Origin of the sequence: Fundidesulfovibrio agrisoli (genome assembly GCF_022808715.1) — a bacterium.
Classification (GTDB): domain Bacteria; phylum Desulfobacterota; class Desulfovibrionia; order Desulfovibrionales; family Desulfovibrionaceae; genus Fundidesulfovibrio; species Fundidesulfovibrio agrisoli.
Genome location: NZ_JAKZKX010000015.1, coordinates 63,049 through 83,648, shown reverse-complemented (window position 1 = coordinate 83,648; position 20,600 = coordinate 63,049). Strand labels below are relative to the sequence as shown.

General features: G+C 49.3%; 19 protein-coding genes and 2 pseudogenes. 4 read left to right on the top strand and 17 right to left on the bottom strand.

Annotated features, from left to right (window positions below):
* Positions 1–155: 155 nt before the first annotated feature.
* From MLE27_RS12020 to MLE27_RS11965, 12 genes are all read right to left on the bottom strand, one after another.
* Positions 156–422 carry a hypothetical protein gene (locus tag MLE27_RS12020; protein ID WP_243312317.1) on the bottom strand — a complete coding sequence of 89 codons (267 nt, stop codon included), beginning with the start codon at positions 420–422 and terminating at the stop codon, positions 156–158.
* Between the two features lie 52 nt (positions 423–474).
* On the bottom strand, positions 475–1,623 hold the full coding sequence (locus MLE27_RS12015; protein WP_243312316.1) for a tyrosine-type recombinase/integrase: 1,149 nt from the start codon (positions 1,621–1,623) through the stop codon (positions 475–477).
* Between the two features lie 78 nt (positions 1,624–1,701).
* Positions 1,702–1,923, bottom strand: coding sequence for a hypothetical protein (locus MLE27_RS12010; protein WP_243312315.1), 222 nt, complete (start codon positions 1,921–1,923; stop codon positions 1,702–1,704).
* Positions 1,924–1,968: 45 nt separating this feature from the next.
* A complete protein-coding gene (locus MLE27_RS12005; protein ID WP_243312314.1) occupies positions 1,969–2,526 on the bottom strand; it encodes a tyrosine-type recombinase/integrase in 558 nt (185 codons plus the stop codon).
* A 68-nt stretch (positions 2,527–2,594) separates the two neighbouring features.
* Positions 2,595–2,750 (bottom strand): hypothetical protein, encoded by a 156-nt coding sequence (locus MLE27_RS12000; protein WP_243312313.1) that lies wholly within the window; start codon positions 2,748–2,750, stop codon positions 2,595–2,597.
* Positions 2,751–2,770: 20 nt separating this feature from the next.
* Positions 2,771–3,130 carry a hypothetical protein gene (locus tag MLE27_RS11995; protein ID WP_243312312.1) on the bottom strand — a complete coding sequence of 120 codons (360 nt, stop codon included), beginning with the start codon at positions 3,128–3,130 and terminating at the stop codon, positions 2,771–2,773.
* A 1,613-nt stretch (positions 3,131–4,743) separates the two neighbouring features.
* On the bottom strand, positions 4,744–5,139 hold the full coding sequence (locus tag MLE27_RS11990; protein WP_243312311.1) for a hypothetical protein: 396 nt from the start codon (positions 5,137–5,139) through the stop codon (positions 4,744–4,746).
* Positions 5,140–5,441: 302 nt separating this feature from the next.
* Positions 5,442–7,538: a DUF927 domain-containing protein gene (locus MLE27_RS11985; RefSeq protein WP_243312310.1), complete on the bottom strand. Its 2,097-nt coding sequence runs from the start codon at positions 7,536–7,538 to the stop codon at positions 5,442–5,444.
* Positions 7,539–7,706: 168 nt separating this feature from the next.
* Positions 7,707–8,582: a hypothetical protein gene (locus tag MLE27_RS11980; protein ID WP_243312309.1), complete on the bottom strand. Its 876-nt coding sequence runs from the start codon at positions 8,580–8,582 to the stop codon at positions 7,707–7,709.
* 43 nt (positions 8,583–8,625) lie between these two features.
* A complete protein-coding gene (locus MLE27_RS11975) occupies positions 8,626–9,426 on the bottom strand; it encodes a hypothetical protein (protein ID WP_243312308.1) in 801 nt (266 codons plus the stop codon).
* Between the two features lie 596 nt (positions 9,427–10,022).
* Entirely contained in the window at positions 10,023–10,730 is a 708-nt protein-coding gene (locus MLE27_RS11970; RefSeq protein WP_243312307.1) for a DUF5131 family protein, read from the bottom strand.
* Between the two features lie 114 nt (positions 10,731–10,844).
* On the bottom strand, positions 10,845–11,486 hold the full coding sequence (locus MLE27_RS11965) for a hypothetical protein (RefSeq protein ID WP_243312306.1): 642 nt from the start codon (positions 11,484–11,486) through the stop codon (positions 10,845–10,847).
* Between the two features lie 176 nt (positions 11,487–11,662).
* Here MLE27_RS11965 and MLE27_RS11960 point away from each other — a divergent pair, with 176 nt between their 5' ends.
* Both MLE27_RS11960 and MLE27_RS11955 read left to right on the top strand, forming a co-directional pair.
* Positions 11,663–12,718, top strand: a complete 1,056-nt coding sequence (locus MLE27_RS11960; RefSeq protein WP_243312305.1) for a hypothetical protein — start codon at positions 11,663–11,665, stop codon at positions 12,716–12,718.
* An 805-nt stretch (positions 12,719–13,523) separates the two neighbouring features.
* Positions 13,524–13,859 (top strand): hypothetical protein, encoded by a 336-nt coding sequence (locus MLE27_RS11955; RefSeq protein ID WP_243312304.1) that lies wholly within the window; start codon positions 13,524–13,526, stop codon positions 13,857–13,859.
* 281 nt (positions 13,860–14,140) lie between these two features.
* On the opposite strand, the pseudogene MLE27_RS11950 reads toward MLE27_RS11955, so the two are convergent.
* Positions 14,141–14,437 (bottom strand): annotated as a pseudogene (locus MLE27_RS11950) (flagellin); the annotation flags it as partial.
* A 1,227-nt stretch (positions 14,438–15,664) separates the two neighbouring features.
* Positions 15,665–16,234, bottom strand: a pseudogene (locus tag MLE27_RS11945) (flagellin N-terminal helical domain-containing protein); the annotation flags it as partial.
* A 216-nt stretch (positions 16,235–16,450) separates the two neighbouring features.
* Between MLE27_RS11945 and MLE27_RS11940 the strand changes: the two are divergent.
* Positions 16,451–16,777: a helix-turn-helix domain-containing protein gene (locus MLE27_RS11940; protein ID WP_243312303.1), complete on the top strand. Its 327-nt coding sequence runs from the start codon at positions 16,451–16,453 to the stop codon at positions 16,775–16,777.
* Positions 16,778–16,802: 25 nt separating this feature from the next.
* Here the strand turns inward: MLE27_RS11940 and MLE27_RS11935 are convergent, their stop codons facing one another.
* Together MLE27_RS11935 and MLE27_RS11930 are read right to left on the bottom strand one after the other, a co-directional pair.
* Positions 16,803–17,084, bottom strand: coding sequence for a hypothetical protein (locus MLE27_RS11935; protein WP_243312302.1), 282 nt, complete (start codon positions 17,082–17,084; stop codon positions 16,803–16,805).
* Entirely contained in the window at positions 17,084–17,467 is a 384-nt protein-coding gene (locus MLE27_RS11930) for a DUF6573 family protein (protein WP_243312301.1), read from the bottom strand. The genes MLE27_RS11935 and MLE27_RS11930 overlap by 1 nt, the downstream gene beginning before the upstream one ends.
* A gap of 157 nt (positions 17,468–17,624) precedes the next feature.
* Here MLE27_RS11930 and MLE27_RS11925 point away from each other — a divergent pair, with 157 nt between their 5' ends.
* The gene (locus tag MLE27_RS11925) at positions 17,625–18,395 is read left to right on the top strand and encodes a hypothetical protein (RefSeq protein WP_243312300.1); all 771 of its coding nucleotides are present in this window, start codon (positions 17,625–17,627) and stop codon (positions 18,393–18,395) included.
* 20 nt (positions 18,396–18,415) lie between these two features.
* Here the strand turns inward: MLE27_RS11925 and MLE27_RS11920 are convergent, their stop codons facing one another.
* On the bottom strand, positions 18,416–20,173 hold the full coding sequence (locus MLE27_RS11920) for a reverse transcriptase domain-containing protein (protein ID WP_243312299.1): 1,758 nt from the start codon (positions 20,171–20,173) through the stop codon (positions 18,416–18,418).
* Positions 20,174–20,600 lie beyond the last annotated feature (427 nt).

Sequence of the window (20,600 nt, the reverse complement as noted above, 5' to 3'; positions counted from 1 at the left end):
CTATCATTGGCTGACGGTTCATAAGGCTGGCCGCATTCCCAGCACTGTTCTGCCCGACTCATATCGTCCTTCCTTTGATTTATGCTTTTGAAACAGAAAGGGGACCAGACCGCGCTACCGGACTGATCCTCTTACCCATATCCTGCAAAGGCCAATCAACTGTCTTTCAACAGTTCGTCCAAAACGCTATCCGCAGCAGACTTGTCCTTTTTCAATCTGTTGCCGTTCTCTTTCACAAACTCCTCCACCTGCTCAAGGCTTACAACCTGCTTTTCTCCAGACTTTTCAATATAATATTCAACACATTTTTTGCAGATATGCTTATCGTTTTCAAATGACAACGCAGTTCCAGTAAATTCATCAATGTCAGATATATACTTCTTGCAAATATCACAATAGCATCTTCCTTCAACTGTGGACATGATCGCCTCCAATCAAAAAGGGGCGGGAGTTACCCCGTCCCCTGCTAAAGTGTTACACGGCAACCAAGCTCGGCAACGTGCTCACGGCGCGTTCTTTCTCACCTTCCAAGTAGTGATAATAAACGTCCGCCGTCATCTTGATCGTGCTATGCCCCATCAACTTGGACACGGCGGCAAGATCAGCACCGTTGCTGAGCATGGTCGTCGCGAAGAGATGCCGAAGATCATACATCCTCACAGGGTATGTGATCCCCGCAAGTTCACAAGCGTTGTTGAAGGACTTACGGATCGTCGTTACGGGCTTCCCCCTAAATTCGATGACACAAGGGGATTTCGCTTGCTCCTTCATGGCCTTCATGCGTTCCAGGAAGGTCGGATTCAATGGGACCGTGCGGAACGTCTTGGTCTTCGTTGCGTAGATGCGGACCGTGCTCTTCACAAAATCCACATTCTCCCATCTGAGTGAGAGTAACTCGGAGACACCCGGCCTTGTCCCGAGGCTGAAGCACACTTCCATCGCCCACTTGATGTGAGGCTCCGCGTGCTCCATAATCATCTTTGCATCCTCGACTGTGAGCTGAACGTTCCTGGGCTTTTCCCTGGACTTCTTCCGCTTCTTGATGGGGTTTGACGGAATCAATTCGTTTTCGACACCGAAGTTGAAGATTGCCCCGAGGTAATCCCCGTACCGATTCACCGTTGCCTGTGCTCGAGGCTGCTTCGTCTGCTCGCTTTCACCCTGCATGCACCTGATGAAAGGAACGATGTCGTCAAGGTAGGTGATGGATGAGGCGGGTCTGTCTTTACTGATCAACGGGAAGAACATGCTCTTGAGCAACCCAGCCAGAGTGACGATGTGTTTTTCCGTCCGCCCTGACACCCGAAGGTGGTTCAGGTACATCTTCGATAACTCACCGAAGGTGATCCCACCGCCCCTGTCTTTCACAGGAATCGGAGCTGGTTCAGGATCAGCTTCCTCGTCCTGGCCATCTCCTTCGGCATTCCCTTCCGAAGATGCTTCAGGAACAAACCCTACCGGATCAGGAACAGGAGCACTTGCTTCCCCGGCCTGCCTGACAGCCTGGTCAAAGGCTTCAGCCAGGGCCTGGGCCTTCTCACCACGGCCAAAACTCTTGTCACGACGCTTTCCATTCTCATGCCAATAGACCAAAAAGCGACCATCACGTTGATAGACGCCCATGCTACACCTCCACGTGCTATGTGTTGGAAATGATGATGAAGCTGAAGTGATCCCATGATCACCCCAAACAAGACGATGCTATTTCTTGGATTTCAAATGAACTCGAAACCCAACATCGCCAATCTTATGCAGCAACTCCGCGATATGACCATCTTCCTCGTCCGCCAGAGGAAATTCATCCTCACAGGTAACCTGGGTCATGACCTGCAACCCAGGCATCCGATCAAGCATACGAAGTAAACGTTCAACATCGACAGCAACCAACGGATGGCTGTAAGTACCTTGATAATACGTTTTCATAATGTCCTCTCATTCAACAAAAGGGGCTTTCGCCCCTGCCAAAGGTTAAACTGCATTGAGCAGGATTTCTTCGACCTCTTCGGCCTGCACACCCAAGTAACGTCGTGTTACTGACGGACTTGAATGATTCAACCGCTTCGCGATGACCTCCCAACTCACACCATATTGCTTCCGCTGAAAGTAGCACCACGTCTTGCGCAAAGTATGCGCACCGTAGTTTCCTTTTACGTTGATCTCCGCAGCCCACCTTTTGACCATCATAGTGACGGCATAAGTGGACAGGGGATAGTTCTTGCCCTTGCGAGACTTAAACAGGTAGTGATCCTCTTTCGGCTTCGCAGTAGACAAGTAGATGTCCAGCGCAGCCTTGATTTCAGAGTTCATCATCAGGACGTTTTCCTTGCCCGTCTTCTTTTCAATGATCGAAATACGATCACCGACTTTGACTGACGAGACGTCCTTAACTCGAAGAGCAAGTATGTCCTGCACTCGGAGTCCTGCATTAATTCCAAAGATGAAAAGCATGCGGTCACGCGGTCGATCCGCAAGAATCTTTTTGATCGCTTTCACATGCTTCATTTCAGTGAAAGGTCCGACCTTCATTGCGAAACACCTCCTGAATCCGGCTTTAGCTACAGAAACGCTTTGAAATCGTTCTTTCAAAACGTCCCCTACACCTGGGCCAAACGCAGTTCTGAGGATATCCGGTTGAGTTCTTTAGACTTCCCGGATTTTCCCAATCCACGTTCTTGGGCAATACCGTACTTTCCTTCTTGACGCACTTTACGCACGTCCTGAAACGAAAAAGCCATTACCGCTTTGGGCATGGCTTTTCCGGCATTGACCGTCACACCTTCATCAAGATGAGCTTGTCATCTTCATAGGCGACGGAGAATTCGTCTCCGGGCTGCACTTCTATGTGCTCCGGCAGAAAACTCTCCAAGTTCAGCACGAGCTGACCTTTTGTGTTCACCCGAGGACGGGTCGTAGACTTCGTATAAAGTCCGTCAACATCATGATAAATCTTCTCTTCGCTGCACAGACGCAGGATGTATTGCTTGAGCACCTGCTTATGCTTGATGCCCATGCGTTCCATAATCTGAGCAGCATTGAGCTTCTCGCTGATGAGTTGTTTGAGGATAGTCGGATTGTATTTCGACTCGAACCTCTTGGACTCCTCACCTTCAATCTGTTGCTTCTTAGCCATACCAGTTCTCCTTATGTGAAAGGGTTATGTACTTATATATCTGTAATTCTTTGCTATAAACGAACGTCGTAAGCACGAAACCTCGTGTTGTTGGCTGTTAAGTGGCGCAGTTCTTCGCTGTTCCTGTGGCGTACAGTCAGCTGAAAACGTACGTTGGGGCGGAATGGGGTCTTCCTGGGCTTTTGACCAGTTTCGGGGCCAGGACCCTGCCCAAGAGGGAGAACTCCCAGTAGGAGCGAAGTTTGGAGCTTGATTTTGGGGCTGAGCTGGGGTGCTTCGGAGATGCGAACGATGAGCTGGTGATCTTGAGCAGGAACGATGCTGGGATGCTTACGAGGATGGGAACCGGGATCAGGCTGATGGAGGGATGTTCAACCGGCCCTACCCAGCGTCAGAGCATTGTAAACCTGCGGCTCAGCCCAATTTCAGCAAATGCAGCGCAGCCAATGGCAGAAACCTGCCTTCAAACGCGTTAAAACCGCCTAAAACTGAGTAATTTTCAGTAAATTCAGCAATTTTCTGCTCAAACGACAGGAAAAGGGGGTATTCATGGTTATGAACACCCCTTTTAGCAATGCATTTCGACGATTTGAAGCTGCCCAGCCCTGCCCCGGCAAAGATGCAGAGCTGAACAGCTCACGGTAGAATGGATTAATTCCAAGCCCCGTTAATTTCCGGACGTGCGGTTGTCCCGCATCCGGCGATACCAGGATTCTGTGATTTTTTGTGTTGACGGACACGAAGTCCGAAAGATTGTTTGATTTTGTATGAGTTGAAGACCTACCGTCCCCATTATTACTGGGGGAGGTTGTCTTCGTTGCCGTTTTGATTCGCATCATCCCGGTGTCTCTCTTACAGAGACGCTGCCACCTGGAGCACTCTAGAGTCCTCACGCTCGTTAGCGAAAAGTTCCAGGCTTCCCTTGGTTTGTTTACCGATCCATTCAGCGACGTCCAACGCATAATCGCATACGACAGCTTTTATAGAGAGCTTCAGAGAGGCCATGCTCCTCGCTCAACTGCCGCGCCACCACTGCCTAATTCCATTTGTTTGGAAATGCAGGCCGTCACCTCGGACTCAACCACTTCACCGGGCCGTTCACACGTACCCGGCTGGTACTTCTCAAGTATATGTATTCGATGAGGTCGACACTTATGCTTATTCTTGAGTAAGGTTAATTTTTTGTCCTTGTCGTTCAAAATAAAGCGACACTCGTACTCCAACGAGACTTGGATCGGTTGACGTTCAAGGCACCCATGACCTGAATCGTCGAAATTACTTCATTGCTTAAAGTATATGAATATATCTATATGAATTTCATCATAACATAGCGCTTTAATTTTGAATCATGTGCGACTTGTGCAAGCTGGCAAGAAGTTTCAATTTGTTACAGATATCCATTTAGGAGGAAGTGTGGCATTAGGACTTGGCGCTTTTGGAATCATTATTTGCGACGACGGTTCGCACCTTAGACTGAACAAGGATATGAGGTTCATACCCTTATGTGGGGCAAGTTGCTCTTGAAACTTTTGAGATGATAACTTTGATGTTTATTGCGAACAAGGGGCGTCAGCTGCTACTGGCCGAAACTGAGCGTGATCATCCCGGCGGCATCAACCATTGTTTTCATGAGCATCTTTGCGTTTGAAGTAGCTGCAAATCCTCGCTTCGTCACAGGACATGAGGCATTCTCCTCTCCGCGTGCAAACAAATGAACCATGACTGAGCAAGCTTTCTTCATTCGAATAGAATCTGCACTCTATACAAGTCACTTTCGTCAAATCTTCGCCGTTCGGATCGAGTAAACTTCCTTCAATCACTGTTACAGGATCGTCTTCAAAGTAATATTGTACGGGAATAACGGCTTCAGTCGTCGACATGGCTGCACATTCCTGTTTCTGGGCAGGCCCTGCTCCTTCCTCGGTTAGAACTGAACCTTCATCAACTTTAAATGGATCAAATACACAAGAATCAAGTCTCAAGTTACAAAGCATAGTCGAAAGACTCATTGTCTCCTCCTGAGGTTAGTTATTCACCAGCGACTGCATCTCAATTCAGCTTGGACGGGCTGTCTCTTCAACATCCTAAAAATCCAAAATAATTTTACTCGGTGACGCCCCTGCCCAGGGGCTTTATATTTTATATATAAGGAATATATTTTTTATATAATTATATTTTATTTTTTTAGTAATTTAGGATGTACAAAAAACAGAAGCGTCACCGGAGCATGAAGGCGGAGCATCATCTGTGCGAAGTTTTTGGTATGCACCAGAATCATATGAAGCAACTTACTACATTCTACCTAATAAACTTAGGACACAGACTCTTTTGTTATGCAATAGAGATTCATTCGATTGAACTTATTATTTGACGACGATCCTGGAATTACGACTTGCTTTTGATACCCTTTGGATGACGCATCAGTGATGAGCCAACCATTCGCTTTCCAGTTCCTGAACGTTTCATTCGGGTTGAATCCATTTCTGCGGAGATGCTCTTTCAATGCTGACGCTTCCAACCCAATGAAGCTCCAGCTCTCATTATCATCCATGTCGCAAAAACATATGTAATTTCCAGCAGACCATTGTTTACCTTGATGTGCGAGAACAGGTGTAAACATTAGATTCAGATTTGCACTGATCCAGTCAACGACCGAGCGGAGCGATTGAGTGGCCGTGTCAGCCTGAACAGCCTCTTGTCTGGCCTTACTCCCAATCTCGTTGAGGAGGTCACTCACCTGTTTGTCCCTGCGAAGCTCCGGCAGAGCTGCATGGATGATCGGGATAGCAGTAGCGACAGCGGCGAAGTACTCACCAAGCCTCATCTCAATGGAAGTGAGCCCTTCAGCCCTGGTCATCTGAGCGTTGGTTTCTCGATAGGCTTGCTTCCAAACATTCCATTGATCACGGTGCTCCAGGATGAACTTCACAAGGCGTGGACCGGCATGGCCGTAATGCTCCTTGGTGGTCCAGTCGACGCGGTCAACCACTGACTTTGTCGAAGCATCCGCTTTTCCGAAAGGATCACCGCAGATTGAGATAGTCCGACCTCTGATTCCACCGTCATGGTTGTTGTCGAAAGTCGGGTACTCACCCGTAGAAAGCAGAACGGTTCTGAAGGCTGGCACCCTATCAGTTCCGTTCACGTTCCCCTTGGCTCTGTCCCGTCCTGAAGCAATCAGGAACATGGTGTCCGCGACGAAGCTTCCAGCTTCACGGCGCTGGTCATTGACTCTGGCCTGTTTTGTGTCGTCCATAAACATCGGCAGACCATTGAGAAGCGAAGCTGCCCTTCCCGGCCATGTCGGACTGACGTTCCAGGAATTCACGAATGAGTTTGACTGAAGATCCGGCTGTCCCCAAGCGGAAGCCGCAAACTGGAGGGCGATGGACTTTCCGGTGGAGCTGCGGTTTGCCAATTCCAGCGTGAAGTTCTTCACCTCCAGGATCGGCAACAGGGGGGTCAACATCGACGCGTAAAACGTGAAGGCAACATGCGGATAATCCAGCATTTCATTGGCGAGCGTAGCCCATTCCACATGTGATCCGCCCGGAACAAACCCATCAGCGAATTGTTCATCCCCTGGTTCCCGTCCGACAAACTCTACCATGGGACAAGAGGTGGCATCATCGGTGATGAAGGTTCTGCCCCATAAGAATCCAGACATGCGGTCAGTCCAGCCGAGCTGGCCTTGAACCTTTGTTCTTTTGATGTTTCCAGTATTTTCATGCTCATAGGCAAAAAGGTAATTGATAATCATATCGCAATTGTTACTCGTCACGGGAAGCCCTTTGTTTGCCAAGTCGACGATCATGCTTCGCTTGGCAATCATCTTCCTTTCAACGGTGACGGACATCCACCTCCCACCTTTGAGCCAACATAACGACACATACTCTACGCTCGACGATTCGTCCTGTTTAATTTCGGAAATGAACAACGGCACCGTCGAAACGTGCCTCTGTTTGTCGTCGCTTTCAGACTCATGTATTATTGAGTAGTCACCTTTCAGGACATACCCAGCAGGCATGACAGCTGTGTCGCTCACCGGAGCACTTGGAACGATAGTTTTGATGCGGCTTTTCGAAATTGGTACATAACTGCCTTGATGCATCGTCTTAGCAAGTCGCCTTAGAACGCCCTGCAGTTCAGTAATTTCTCTCTTAGCTACGCCATCGGCCTCTATGGCCTTCATGATCTTCATAAACTCAATTTCGTTTTGGCCAATAAGCATTGCCAAGTTACCCAGAAGGTCTTCCCGGTTCAACAATGTCACCGAGAAGCTCTTCTGATTCTTCGACAAGATGGATATCTCTGATGCAAGGACTTGAATGTCGACGACTGGGATAGTCGTCTGGGCACATCCCATTATTTTGCATGGAACGTGACAGTTATCAGTTTCATTTGGCATAATAGCCTCCTTTGCTATGTGGTCCGCATATCTATGTTCATTTGGATGCCGGATGTTGGCGTAAGTTTTTGGCTGAGCGACTGTGGCGCAATGCTTTAACGTAAAGAGGCAGCCTGTTCGTGCAGGCTGCCCCTATTCAAAACCTTTTACAATTAACACCAATACTTATCAATAGACATCAAACACAAAACCTTTGCTTTGATGAATTTCATTGATCTTATTCTCAAGCTCAAAAAAGTAGTAACTATTCGCAAGCATCTTGAGGCCTTGATTAGAGATTACTTCTTCCACATTTAATCGAAGATTATCAAACAGCCAATCCGAGTACTCTTCAAAAACAGGATGAGTCCGAATGTAGTCTTTGTTCAACTTTCCACGCTTAGAGTACTCGCGCGTTGCAAGTGCAACCTCTTTGTCTTCATTCATGTCATAAAAAATGAGCATTCCATTTTTTACCCATTGAGCAAATGAAGAGCAGTCACTAGACCAGACTGGGGCACTGGCAAGCTTCAACAAACTTCCAATCCCAAACCAATGAACCTTGACGCCCTCTTTATACAACGCATTTGTGCACCGAACCAAGTCAGACATAGCCTTTTTTCTTGTCGATCCAATTGCAACAAATGGATACTTACTTTTGTTCTTGATATAGTAATCAACTTCCAAGCTCAAATTCTGGATAACAGGGATCGGCGTTAGTCCACGAGACTCAAGATACAATTGGTTTTCTAGACTGTCTTCCGTCCCGCCGTCACCATGCACAGGGTCGAACCCAAAATAAAAACTGAACATTTTAGCATAGTCTTCAAGGAAGTCGCCGTAGATTTCACCAGATATATGATGCTTATGCGTGTTCTGGCTAATACTCCATGTTCCGGAGTCAAGTGCAAGACTTTTTACGTTCTTATGTCTTTTCGCGAATATACGGAGTGTTCCCGGGCCATCAACTAGATACGAACGCAGCACGTGAACAGAAGACCCTGGGCTTTTCTCTTCAAGGAGGCTGAGTGTAGTAGACGTCAATGAAGATTGGTATATTCTCATGCTAATCACCTCTTGCTGGGGAGGGATTGCCCCTCCCCGTGTTTTATTTTCTATAGTACATAAGACCACTGTAGTGCGCCAAGTCCTCGTACAAATATTCAGGAACATGCTCCGGGACAGCCCCGGTAGATAACGCCAACTGCATGGTCTTGATCAATTTTTCAATCATCTCTTCCAACTGCGTTGTGATCGCGTTTGGATTCATATGCGCATCTGATCTAATTTCAAGCGTATCAAAACCTATCAACGCCCTGAGCGAGGTATCTGGCCTTCGACTCTTCAACAATTTTTTTATCAACTTGTCGTCGAACTTCACACCCTTCTTCAAAGCTTTTTCAACCAGTCCAGCGCTGATCATTATTCTATTTTTTTCCAGCAACTTCTTTGTCAGGCACACATCGACTATAAATGAAAACCTTTCACTGTCCATTACCTTAACCTGCTCAAGTGACACTTTGCATTTAATGAACAAGTCATTCACCACGTCATTGCCGACTGGCTTAACCAGCCCAGCAATCTTCACAAGCTTTGACCATCCGAGCGACGTGTACTTTTCTACTCCAGGAAGTTTTGCAACTTTCATCCTTTCTGTACGACACGTCTTTCCAATGGCAGAGATACCGTCGCCTTTTTTGGGCATTAAATTGACAACCTCTATCTCCCATTTCATGCCCCTCGACCTAACCAGCTCTTTTGCTTTCAGCAGCAATCTTCCGCTAGCAAGCCTTAATTCTGCTTGCCGCTCATCTTCATTTGCCAGCAACGATATGATGCTTGTTTCTGTGTTTATAATTTGACGCACTAATTCATCCAACTCTTCATGCCACTTTTCAACCGCATACATAGTCAATCCCCCTTCATACAAATAATTTATGTCATAAATTTAGAGTGTTACAGAAAATATCCGACCTCGCGAACTTCTTGCCTAACTCTACAAAATTGCTGGCGATTTCCGGCACATGGTCTGTCACCGACGAAGCCGAAGGCGGTCTCGCGAGGACAGGTCACCGGGCTTATATCCTTATAAAATGTCTCCGAGGAAAAGTGACGAGTGCATGATGACGTGGATGTTGAATGCCCTTGATGTATCCCGATGAAGAGCCGCAAAGCAGCATGGGTGTATTGATCCTACAGCGCTGACTGGACGGCGCATGGGGGGGGAGTGCCTGAGGGTCCCTGGCCGCTCACGAGGAGACCTCAGGAGGACGCGGGGGGAGCATAACCCTCGAACCAGGAGAAGGCCGTGCCCGCTGGGGCTGTAGGCGGACATCATGGCCGGCCAGGACGGCGAGGCGGCCGACACCAAGAGGGGCTGTGTCACTGATGCAGGGCAGGGACATGCTCGTCGGGGGGGCACCGCGCCGCGCGGCCATGCGGAAACGTATGAAAAAGGGCAAGGCCTTTCGACCCCGCCCTTACCCCTGGAATGCGCCTCGTCGGCTATGCCGGAAACTGCGTCCAGCGACGGCCCTGGACGAGCTTGCCGCGAGTCTTGTTGTTGGGACCTCCCCACTGTTTGAAGAAGAAAGGCACGCCAGCTCCGACGGCGCAGTCGCGGAGGTCACGAACCCAAGGTTCGAGCATGGGACGAGCACCAGGGCCTGTTTCACCGCCCACGATCACCCAGTCAAGACCAACAACATCCAAGCTCGGCAGAGGTGAAAGCAGAGGTTCCAGAGAAACGAACTTCACAGCGGCTGGCGTCTGCCTGAGGAGTTCAGCGCGATAAGCCGCGTTGTCGTTCTCAATGGTCACGCCCATCCAAATATTCTGGTGCCACGGCAGCTTCGGAGCAATAGCCGCAAGCCTGTCAGCGCGCTTTGTGAGCACCTGAAACTTATGCCAGCTCGCCGCTCCCATGGCCTCGAAGGTCTGCCAGATGAAGTCTTCGCTCACCTCGTCATGAAACAGGTCCGACATGGAGTTCACGAATATTTTCTTCGGTTTCTTGTCGCTGTAAGGCTTCATGAGAACTTCCGGGTGGCAAGTAACCTCGAAGCCGTTACGATACTTCCAGTGACCCATGCCCCGAAGCCTCGGAGCCATTTTAGCCGCGTAGCAGTGGTCACATCCAGCACTGAACTTCGTACAACCAGTCACGGGGTTCCACGTGCCGTCGGTCCAATCAATCTTTGTGGCTCCAATCATTATTTCTTCTCCAGTGCGCCAGCTTGAGAGCGCTCTTTCTTGTTCAGCTTTCCTTGCCCAAAGCTCGCATTAAGGCGGGGACAGACGGAACCATCCCCGCCTCAGGAGCTTGATTTAGCGGCGGCTGAGGACGATCTCTTCGCCACGCAGGGAGACGTTGAAGCTGTCGCCGCGTTTGAAGTTCAGGATGTTGGGAGGATCATTGCTCAAGGCCTCCAGGGTGCTCTTGCCAATCATCAGCATGCCGCGAGCATCAATGAAAGCGGTCATTGCAGGCTTCGGCTGCTTGATGTCGTCGTAGTCCAGGAAGATGCCCGGCCCCGGGATGTCGCGGAGCCCGCGTCTGTCCGCCATGCTGAAGATCTGAGCGAACACGCTGGCCGCTACGCCGAAGTAATCCGCTCCCGCGTTGACGGGGATCAGGCCATCGGGGAAACGCCCCTCACGGGCAAATTCGACCAACACATCCGCGAGGGGTTCAGCTTCGGCCTGCGTAATACAGCGCGCCTTTTTACCGCGTTCGGTGTTGACAGAGGGAAAGCCGAGGAGGGCCTGAACCGGGGCCGCTTGGCCAACCCCAGTGGCACCCACACCGGATTCGCCATCGACCACATCAGGGAACGAATCCAGGCCTTCCTGGTGGATGGCACTCTGATCCGCGCCGTCCAGTTCACGCTCCACACTCATCATGGCGTCCACTCCAGCATCGTCAGCCGCACCAGCATTTTCATCGCCCAACTCATCGCGTCCTTTCATCTCTATGGTCCTCCCTTTCGCTCCGGTTCATCCGAAGGCGTGACCAAGGGACTATGGATTTTTTCTGAAAGTGAATATTATAAAAATGTGGACGATAAAAAACATCAAAACTACTCCTTAACATCCACATAATATCTTGGTAAGACTATCTACAGAATTAAGGGGAGGAGGGGGACGTGGCCCAAAAAAGTGAGCTTAAAAAGGTTGTTAAAGAAATTCTTCAGCTATTCGCAGAAACTCAGCTTCTTGGAAATCGCAATTCACAGGTCATTTTGTTTGGAAAATTAATTGCCGAGTTATTAGACAAGCACTTTGCCAGTGTCACCGTCAACGACCACAGCACCACGGAAGAACCCAACAAGTTAATAAAATTCATGGTCGAAACAAATCACGAAAATGAAACCAATATGTATCAAATCTCTGTATCAAGTACTGCCTATTCAGAATTTTCAAAACTCATTAGCGGACTTCAAAGACACATCTCCACAGGGCAAGCACCCCCGTTTCACGTCATCCGAACTAAAACAGCTACAGAGCGTACCCTATTGTACGAAAATGGGTCTAAAACAACGCAACCGATTGGCACACACAGCTGCACCAGTCACAATATCTCATGGTCAACTCCAAATACCATCGCCCACGACGAAGAATTTTATGAAACGCTGATAACAGCAGGCATCACATGTGACGATGAAGACACCTCAGATATTAGAGATTTTTTTAGCGGCGGCTTTAACTCTGTTGCCGACATGGCGCGCAGCGCCCTAGTGAACTATTATATTTATTACGGTGGTTTTCGAAATATCAGCCATTGCGAGGCATGTTGCAACATATACCTTGCCAGTCGCAAAGGCAAAAACAAAGGGCTTTATTGCTCGACAAAATGCCAGCGCAAATTTTACAACAATACAAATAAACATTTTATTTCTTGCCAAAACAAGCATAGAAATATGATCGATTACCTCGAAGACCATATCAAAGGATATCCCCAGGACGAACTTAACAACACTGAACGCAAAGAACATGACGAGCTCATAAAAACAATCAAAAGATTCAAGCCTAAGCCGCCGTCTAGCGAAGAATGTAGGTCATGCGAAGCGAACAACACCGCACGACAAAACAATACGCGGGTTAAGGCAGGCCAATGTCCATGCCTTTTGCGGAATAACTGTTTTAGCGCCATGGTTCGTTTTAAATCCAGCTATAAAAATTACAGAAAGCGTACGTACTGATTTGTTTCTTCCTAGAAAATTTTGAATGGCCCTGCAATTAACCGCAATTACAGGATCTTGTGGAGATGCAGGTTCCTGCAAATTTTCTATTGAGCGGATTTCATGTCCCTTGGCTCTCTCATTCCACCTACATTTCCCACATCCACCCCATTTTCAGCAGCCAAGTGCCGAAAATCCCGTGGTTTGACTTTTTCATTTACCACCAATCTCCCAAAACCAGCAGCAACTCCGGGGCATAGCTCCCACCCCCGCAGAAATGCGCACCATCTCGAAAGCTCACCAGCTTAGCAAAATCGGTGATTGGTCCAAACATTACCCCTCTGGGCCGAAAGCCCTGGAGGGAAGCCCAATCCCCAGCTCCAGGGAAAAGTTCAAGGGCGGGGCCAGTCCGTGGGAACCTGGGACCCAAAGGAATAATCGGAGCTGGCCGGGAACGTGGTCGACGCATTGGTGGAGCCAGAACGAAGCAGACAAAGGGCCAAGGCATATTCACCAGAACCCCTTCGTCATCCTCGTCCAGTGCGGATATTCTCAGACAACTCCAGGTGACACTTCCTTCATATGATTCCTATTGACGAGCAGCATATTTTATTCCTGATGCCATCATAGCTATGAGGACACATGGTCCTAAATGTTCAGGCGACGGCAGCAAAATTATTTACCTCTTCAACGTGGGCATATACGCTTTCGCATCAAAGTCTGTTTGCCAGCTTGATTAACATGCAAATTCGAAACACTTGTTGACACAGCTTCAAAGCAGGATATCCTTCGGCAGTTGCATTTAAACAAACCCGGAGGTCGAGATATGCCCGCAGTAAAAGGCCAGAAGATTGAAGCAAAGTACGACGGCGAAAAGCTTTATGCGCTGATTAAGGCTGGTAAGAACGAAAAGGAAATTATGATCGAGCTGGGTGTTCAGTCGAAGCCGACCCTGAAGAATCACCTGCTCAAACTCATGACTGAGAAGAAAGAGTATCTGGAGATTCCTGGCGCTTCGACCCGGACCAGGGCCAGTTCTCCGGTATATAAGAAAGGCCGGATCGTCCTCAGCGCTAATATGCTAGCCGGGATCGAATTCGAAGAAGGGCAGAAGTTCATCGTGAAGAAGACCGAAGACGGGCTGAAGCTGAAGCTCGCGTAGTTTTTCTTCGAATCGACTGTTCACACTGGGGCCGGGGCAGATTTGCTCTGGCCCTTTTTTCATGCACAGCTCATCGGCCCGACTGCTCGCGTCCCTTGTGCTGGTCGAAATGGATTCTGACTTCCGGGCAGGATGCTTTCGATTGCCTCAAGAACCGCCAGATCACCAAGCTTGCCAGCACGAGGGCAACGACGATGCCAGCGACGATCAATACCTCTGTGTCCATGACAGCGAGTACCACTCTGCTTTGATGGTAGGCAAGGACGCTATGCCAGTGAGGGTTATCCCTGGATCAACTGGAGGGCCATCTTCGGCAGTGAGTTCGCCTGGGCCAGCATGGCCGTCGCCGACTGCGCCAGGATTTGATTTGAAACCATGCTCGTCATCTCCTGAGCTACGTCGACGTCGGATATCTGCGATTCGGCAGATTGGAGGTTCTCGCCCTGGATTTGGAGATTTTGAATCGTGTTCTCCAGGCGATTTTGCGTTGCGCCAAGCGATGCGCGGATTTTGTCCTTGGCAACTATCCCGTCATTGATCTTTTCAATATGTTGTTGCGCTCTGTTTTGGGTTCTTATGTCTAGAAACGGGTTGAATATGCGCACAGACACCCCAGAGCCTGAGCCATCCACAGAGTCGTTATTATAGGCGACAGCGATACTGCCCTCATCAAGCATAGTGATCGCTGGGTTTGACTGGTTGCCAGAAGACTCATTGTTCACCATGAACTCATTCCCTAAACGACGACCATCGTATGCAAATATCTGCGCAGCCGTGGTCCAGCCTGCTCGCCCATCGAATCCATTCGATTTGTACGAAACTACGAATGCTCCATTCTTCAAGTCCGCAATTACAGGTGAATGCTGGTCATTTGTCGTAAACGTACTCACCCTGAATTCTGGCTGAGATACCGTCCCATCCGGGTTGAATATCTTTGCATACACACCCCAACTTGTAGGATCGTCCTGCTGGAACGATGACCATGCAACAACATACTTCCCGTCTGACAACGCTTGGACCCCAGACCAGTTTTGAGCATTTGTCGTGTATTCGTTCACTAGAGCATTCGAACCAATCTTGTTCCCGTCTGCATCGTATACCTGTGAATAGATCCCGTAGCCGCTTGGATCAGGACCTCCACTGCCTCCGCCCGAATAGGTGACTACCAAGTTGCCATTGGTGAGTTTGGTCACGGATGGTATTATGTTTGAGCCATTGGGATAGTCGCTCACGATGGATTCTGCTGTTGCTGGCGTCCCGTCGTTATTAAATATTCTGAATATCGTGTTTGATCCTGGGCCACCCTGCTGGTCGGAAGACCAAACTGCGGCAAATTTGTTGCTATCGACCGCAACCAATGGGTTGCCGACATATTGAATGGATGTTTGCTGGTCATTCGGCGTGGTCGTATTGAGCCTGAACTCGCCTCCGACCTTCGCTCCGCTTTGATCAAGCACTTGTCCATAGACCCCAAGACCTGAACCATCTTGCCCTTGCGAGGCCCATGTAACAAGCAAGTTGCCATTCCCTAAGGCGGCAGTCTTGGGCTCGATCTGGTCATTGGTATTGTATGTATTTACCTGGAACTCGGCCCCAACCTTGTTTCCACCAGGATCAAGGACTTGACCATGTATCGACCACCCGACCTTGCCTTGGTCCTGTGATCGCCAAACTGCCAAGAAGTTTCCGCCCTGGATTGGACTCAATGAAGGGTACGACTGGCTCCCGCTCGAAAATGTGTTCACCTGCTTGCTGTCGCCATTCGGTTCATACATTGGAATCGCATCAGGAAGAACACTCCCGACAAGCCCCGCATTGCTGAAGAGCGACGGGAGCCTACTGTCCTTGACCGATACATAGTAGTAGTCTTCAGCAGAGCTATTTCCGGTTCCGAAGTGGACTTTCAATTGTCCCGTCGAGTTCAGTCCTGACCCGCTGTGGATACCGGAGAGATTGCCATTGAGTAGATGGACACCATTGAAATCTGTGGCATTTGCTATGCGTTGAATTTCCAAAGCCATTGCTTGAAACTCAGAATTGATAATCGCCCGCTGATCGTCTGTGTAGGTTCCCGTCGCGGCCTGTGTAGCCAACTCCTTCATGCGGATCAGCTTTTCGTCGACAACCTGCAAGGCTCCATCAGCCACCTGGATCATCGAGATCGCGTCATTCGCGTTCCTGACTCCCTGGTTGATGGAAGAAATGTCGGCCCTCATCATCTCCCTGATCGCCAGCCCAGCGGCATCGTCGGCAGCAGTGCCCACCCTCAGCCCTGAGGACAGCCGCCGCGTCGAGGTGGCGATGTTCCCATAGGCAGAGTTCAAGTTTCTGGCGGTGTTCATCGCCATCAGGTTGTGATTGATGGATAAGGCCATTACCCGGCAGCTCCTTCCTTGCTCAGCTTGCGATAACGTCCGAAATCCCCAGGAACATTTTTCCCGCCCTAGGTGCTCGGACTGGCTCAAATCCTCAGTTCAAAGGCTAAATTCGGCATAAAATAAAGTTTACTTGTCAAAACATAGCAAGATATATGCCCCACCTGCTTAATCGGAAATCGAACTAGCCCTAGACTGTCCGAAAAGGACGGCCCCATGGGTGAGATTCTCAAAGCATTCGGGAAACGAGTTCGGTCCCTGCGCCGGGCCAAGGACATGACCCAGGAGCAGCTTGCGGAACGGGCAGGATTGTCCCTACAGAGCGTCGGAGAGATCGAGCGCGGCAGGGGGAATCCGACCTTGGTGAACATCGAGAGGCTATCCGCCGCACTGGAAGAAGACCTGACTGTCCTCTTCGACATGGGAGACGTCGGCATGACGAAGGAACAGGTCCAGAAGGAGCTGGAGACATTGCTGGCCGGAGCCTCTGAAGAGCAGGTGCGGGCAGTCCTGACCATGGCCAGGGTCTTGATCCAGAAGTGATCGGGGAGGATCAGGCTCACCCGCATCACCCCAATCGCTCCGTCCCTGTATCCCCGCCATCCTCTCGTCCGAAGACTCGTTCCAGCTCCTTCCGAAACGGCGCGGCCAGGTTCAAACCTATCTCCGAACAGCTCAGGACCAGCTCACCACCGCCGACCGCATCCGGGTCAACCTTCCCCATGACTCGGAAGAGCTGCTCAACGGCCCGGAAGTGCCGAAGTAGTTCATCCAGTTGATCCAGCCGATGAAGACGCTCCTGCTCTTGCTCATCCCGCCCACCATGCCCATCACCAGTGGCGGATTTCATCACAGGTCCTCCGGCAGACAAAGGGTCAGGACCGCTTCACCAGAATCTCCGGGTCCGACGTGGAGCACGACACGGACCTTTTCCAGCTTCCCTGGCCGCATCAGAAACGCGATGTCGAAGTAGACCCTGTCCTCCCCCAAGCTCTTTCTGGCCGCGACCATCGCCAGCGTCAGAAGATCATGGAGACGCCCTTCCAGCGACTGTCCTTCTCCAGACAAGCCTTCTGGCGGCATCACATAGCCATGGTAGAGAGCATCCGAGATGGCGAACGGCAGCTTGAAGCCGTAAGTCTGCGCAACGGGGGATAGATCGATCAGAACGCCGTCAACGAGTGCGTCGGCGCGAGTGTAGCTGAAGATGATGGGGGAATCTGAAAAGGGCATGGGCTCCTCCGGGATAGGAAAGGTTGAGTTTCCCGGAGGGGTAGCCTCAGTTGGGGGAGGAGGTCACTGGGATTGGGAAGATTTTGGGAAGGCATTGACTTCATACGAGTCATTCTTCATCGATATCGGACAAGATACTTCCTGAAGAGGTTTTGATGTGAGGGATTCGAATTTTCCTGATAGCCTTGACCCATTCCTGGGCACACTCGCTCGATTATTCGCTGCGGAAGGTGCTGCACGGGAGGTTGCCATCCTGGCAAATGCTCGCGCGAAAGTGGAGCAAACGGATTATGACAACTGGGATGGGGGCACATACGGCTATAGCATCTATCTTGAGATCCCGACCGCTCTTTACGCTCAAATTAATGACGTCAAATCGGAAATCGAGCAACAAATCTTGGCCAAAGCCGGTCCCTTAATGGACCTTTATCCTGCTGACTGGATACAACATCTGTACATTCTTCCAGAAATTAAAGCGGCTGATGGATGGCAAGAGAAAGCCAAGGCATGGCTCACGGGCAGCAACATCACAAACCAAGGCCGGGTGCGTTCAGACAACATAGCTTCACGCAGTTGTGATGGGCTTCTCTTTCGATCGCAGCCGGAAATCAATTTCTACAGGGCTGCCAAAGCACTTGGCGTTTCATTCGCTCCGCTTCCAGTGTTCATTCGTGGCGGAAGAACTTACAAAAGGATCGAGCCAGATTTTGTAATAATAAAAGATGGCATTGTCATGGTTGTTGAAATTGACGGAGACACCGTTCACCATGAAACGCCTGCTGAGGCTCACGATCGAACCACAATTCTTCTACATGAGGGAGTACATTTTGAACGACTAAAGGCTAGCGAATGCGAGACGCCAGAACTGGCAGCCGAGAGTGCAGAGAGAATAATACGCATCATTGCCAGGCACAAGGCGAGTAGATAGGTCGCCAGATGCACAAGCAATCAACAATAATGATTCTTTTTTATTAGCCGTTCTATTGCCGAAAAAACAGGCTTAAATTCTAGCATTTCGGTATCACTCACAAAAAATTGTCCACGGGCAATATTTTTAGAGAAGTCTGACTTTGAAAGTGTCAGACTCTTTCCCTGCTGATCTCTGACACCTTCACAAATGACTACCCCTGGCCGTTTTTTCCCAATGACGTCCTTGCGACAGATGACTCCAGCGATAGATTTGTGCGCAAGAGTATTGGCATCGAATTCGTCCACAAAAAAGAGGCGTCGACCCTCATTGTCCTGCTTAAACAAGATCTTGTCAGGGTAATAATGCTCAATGCTTATCACATTTTCATATAACGTTCGCGGGCCTGGGCATGGAAGCTTAAAAGACCAGACGTTGCTACCCCAATATTTGGGTCGTCGACTGTCTCCAACATCCCCCGTCACATCTCTGTCAAAGATTACAATTTTTAGCTTTCCAGTATTGTTAGCCACTTTAGCAGTGCCAAGAATTTTTTTAAGTTCAGTCTCCCCAGAAGTGGTATCTGGAGGGAAATCATAGAATATAAGCTTCATATTATTGTATAGGGATAATTTTTGCAATCTTTTCAGCGCATATCTCAGGTGTAATGCGTCCGTCTTCCCTTCAGTATACACTACTGCATGATATGTATCATCTTGCGCAATTAACGTCTCAACACGTCGCACGTCAACTTGCGCCCCGCTATACAGCGACATCCACTCGTCAAGCCTATTTTCAAGTCGGACAACAGAAAGATCGCCACCCCCCTTGACCATGCGAATAAATGAAATTTTCCCCTTTAAAATTTGCAAAAAGTTAGTTGGGCTAGAGATCGTATGTCTGCGCCTCCAACGTCTAAGATGTTCAGCAACAGATGCTTCAGGGCCAAACTTTTCTAAAGCATGCAGCATCGCTCTGACTGCCCGAACATGTTTTCTGGACGTGTTAATCTTTGAGTTGACTTTTATGCCCGCGACAAACTTGCTGTCTCTGCCGACCATGAACTTAGTCTTGTAAGTGTTTACAGCAAACCCATTCCGTAAAATACAGTCCGTAATTTCCTGTGCAGGCTCGTACAGACCCTTTGCGTTCGTGACCACAAGAGGGAATATATCTTTTGTTGATGAGAATGTTATATCGTCAGCATATCTTGAGTAGTTACATCGATTGCTCTTTGCAATCCTATTGAGCTGGGCGTCCATCTTCAAAGAAATCATGTTCGATAGGATCGGTGACGTTGGAGCACCCTGTGGCAAACAGCCACCCTTGCAACATGCCCTTGCCAATGTCGTTGCAACATCCTGATTGAATGAAAACGGAGGAGCCATAAACAGCCCCCTGACCCTTCCGAAATGTATGGATGGAAAATAATCTTGAAGATCTAACTTTAAAACAGATTTTGCTTTGACATGGGGAATGGCATTAGTGACAATGCTGCGGCCAAAAATAAATGCATTGGCCGGGTATGGCGGAACGTAGATTTTACTTAATATTGCGCATATTTTTTTTTGGATGTTTTTAAGTGCAGTGACAGGAGCGTCAATTATCCTGCTTTTCCCGTTGCCTTTGGCAATGTCAAACGACTTGTATTGTCTGTCTGGATCAATGGCGAACAGTAAGTACGTGAACCGTCTGTATGGCTCATTGATTGCTGCCGCAAGCTCCATCTTGGTATTTGCAGCAAGGAATGAAGCAACTTGCGGATCATCAAAAAGGCTTAGGGAGGGTTTATTATTCACTCATTTCGCCTTAGCGCGCAACCTCGCAACCCATTTGCTGGGATGCGAGCACAGAATGGATATCCAACGATAAAACAGTGCCGCAGGAACAACGGCAGCGGGCAATACTCCGCTCCCTAAGCCAGAATTTTTATAGACAATTTTTCTAGAATACTCAAATTGATAAACCAGTAACATGAACGCATATCTTCTCCCAATCACGAACCTTCTTGAGATCCCACCGACTAAAACAGCGCCAACTCAACCCACCCCACCCTAAACCGTTCATTCCTCCATATCGCGTTCCTCCTGGAAGCTCCAGGCCCGGGGGAGCCCAATGCCCCAGCACCTGGGAAAAGCTCCAGGGCGGCCCTGTTATGTGGGAATTTGGGGGACAAGGGAGACTAAGGGGAGCCGGGGCAATTGGCCGGTGGGCAGGTGGAGTTTG

What these genes read in the sequence shown, in the direction of transcription:
- MLE27_RS11980 (WP_243312309.1), bottom strand. Translation starts at nt 8,582, where the DNA reads ATGAGAATATACCAATCTTCATTGACGTCTACTACACTCAGCCTCCTT.
- MLE27_RS11975 (WP_243312308.1), bottom strand. Translation starts at nt 9,426, where the DNA reads ATGTATGCGGTTGAAAAGTGGCATGAAGAGTTGGATGAATTAGTGCGT.
- MLE27_RS11995 (WP_243312312.1), bottom strand. Translation starts at nt 3,130, where the DNA reads ATGGCTAAGAAGCAACAGATTGAAGGTGAGGAGTCCAAGAGGTTCGAG.
- MLE27_RS12015 (WP_243312316.1), bottom strand. Translation starts at nt 1,623, where the DNA reads ATGGGCGTCTATCAACGTGATGGTCGCTTTTTGGTCTATTGGCATGAG.
- MLE27_RS11955 (WP_243312304.1), top strand. Translation starts at nt 13,524, where the DNA reads ATGCCCGCAGTAAAAGGCCAGAAGATTGAAGCAAAGTACGACGGCGAA.
- MLE27_RS11970 (WP_243312307.1), bottom strand. Translation starts at nt 10,730, where the DNA reads ATGATTGGAGCCACAAAGATTGATTGGACCGACGGCACGTGGAACCCC.
- MLE27_RS12005 (WP_243312314.1), bottom strand. Translation starts at nt 2,526, where the DNA reads ATGAAGGTCGGACCTTTCACTGAAATGAAGCATGTGAAAGCGATCAAA.
- MLE27_RS11985 (WP_243312310.1), bottom strand. Translation starts at nt 7,538, where the DNA reads ATGCCAAATGAAACTGATAACTGTCACGTTCCATGCAAAATAATGGGA.
- MLE27_RS11930 (WP_243312301.1), bottom strand. Translation starts at nt 17,467, where the DNA reads ATGCCCTTTTCAGATTCCCCCATCATCTTCAGCTACACTCGCGCCGAC.
- MLE27_RS11940 (WP_243312303.1), top strand. Translation starts at nt 16,451, where the DNA reads ATGGGTGAGATTCTCAAAGCATTCGGGAAACGAGTTCGGTCCCTGCGC.
- MLE27_RS11935 (WP_243312302.1), bottom strand. Translation starts at nt 17,084, where the DNA reads ATGAAATCCGCCACTGGTGATGGGCATGGTGGGCGGGATGAGCAAGAG.
- MLE27_RS11990 (WP_243312311.1), bottom strand. Translation starts at nt 5,139, where the DNA reads ATGAGTCTTTCGACTATGCTTTGTAACTTGAGACTTGATTCTTGTGTA.
- MLE27_RS12010 (WP_243312315.1), bottom strand. Translation starts at nt 1,923, where the DNA reads ATGAAAACGTATTATCAAGGTACTTACAGCCATCCGTTGGTTGCTGTC.
- MLE27_RS12000 (WP_243312313.1), bottom strand. Translation starts at nt 2,750, where the DNA reads ATGCCCAAAGCGGTAATGGCTTTTTCGTTTCAGGACGTGCGTAAAGTG.
- MLE27_RS12020 (WP_243312317.1), bottom strand. Translation starts at nt 422, where the DNA reads ATGTCCACAGTTGAAGGAAGATGCTATTGTGATATTTGCAAGAAGTAT.
- MLE27_RS11965 (WP_243312306.1), bottom strand. Translation starts at nt 11,486, where the DNA reads ATGAAAGGACGCGATGAGTTGGGCGATGAAAATGCTGGTGCGGCTGAC.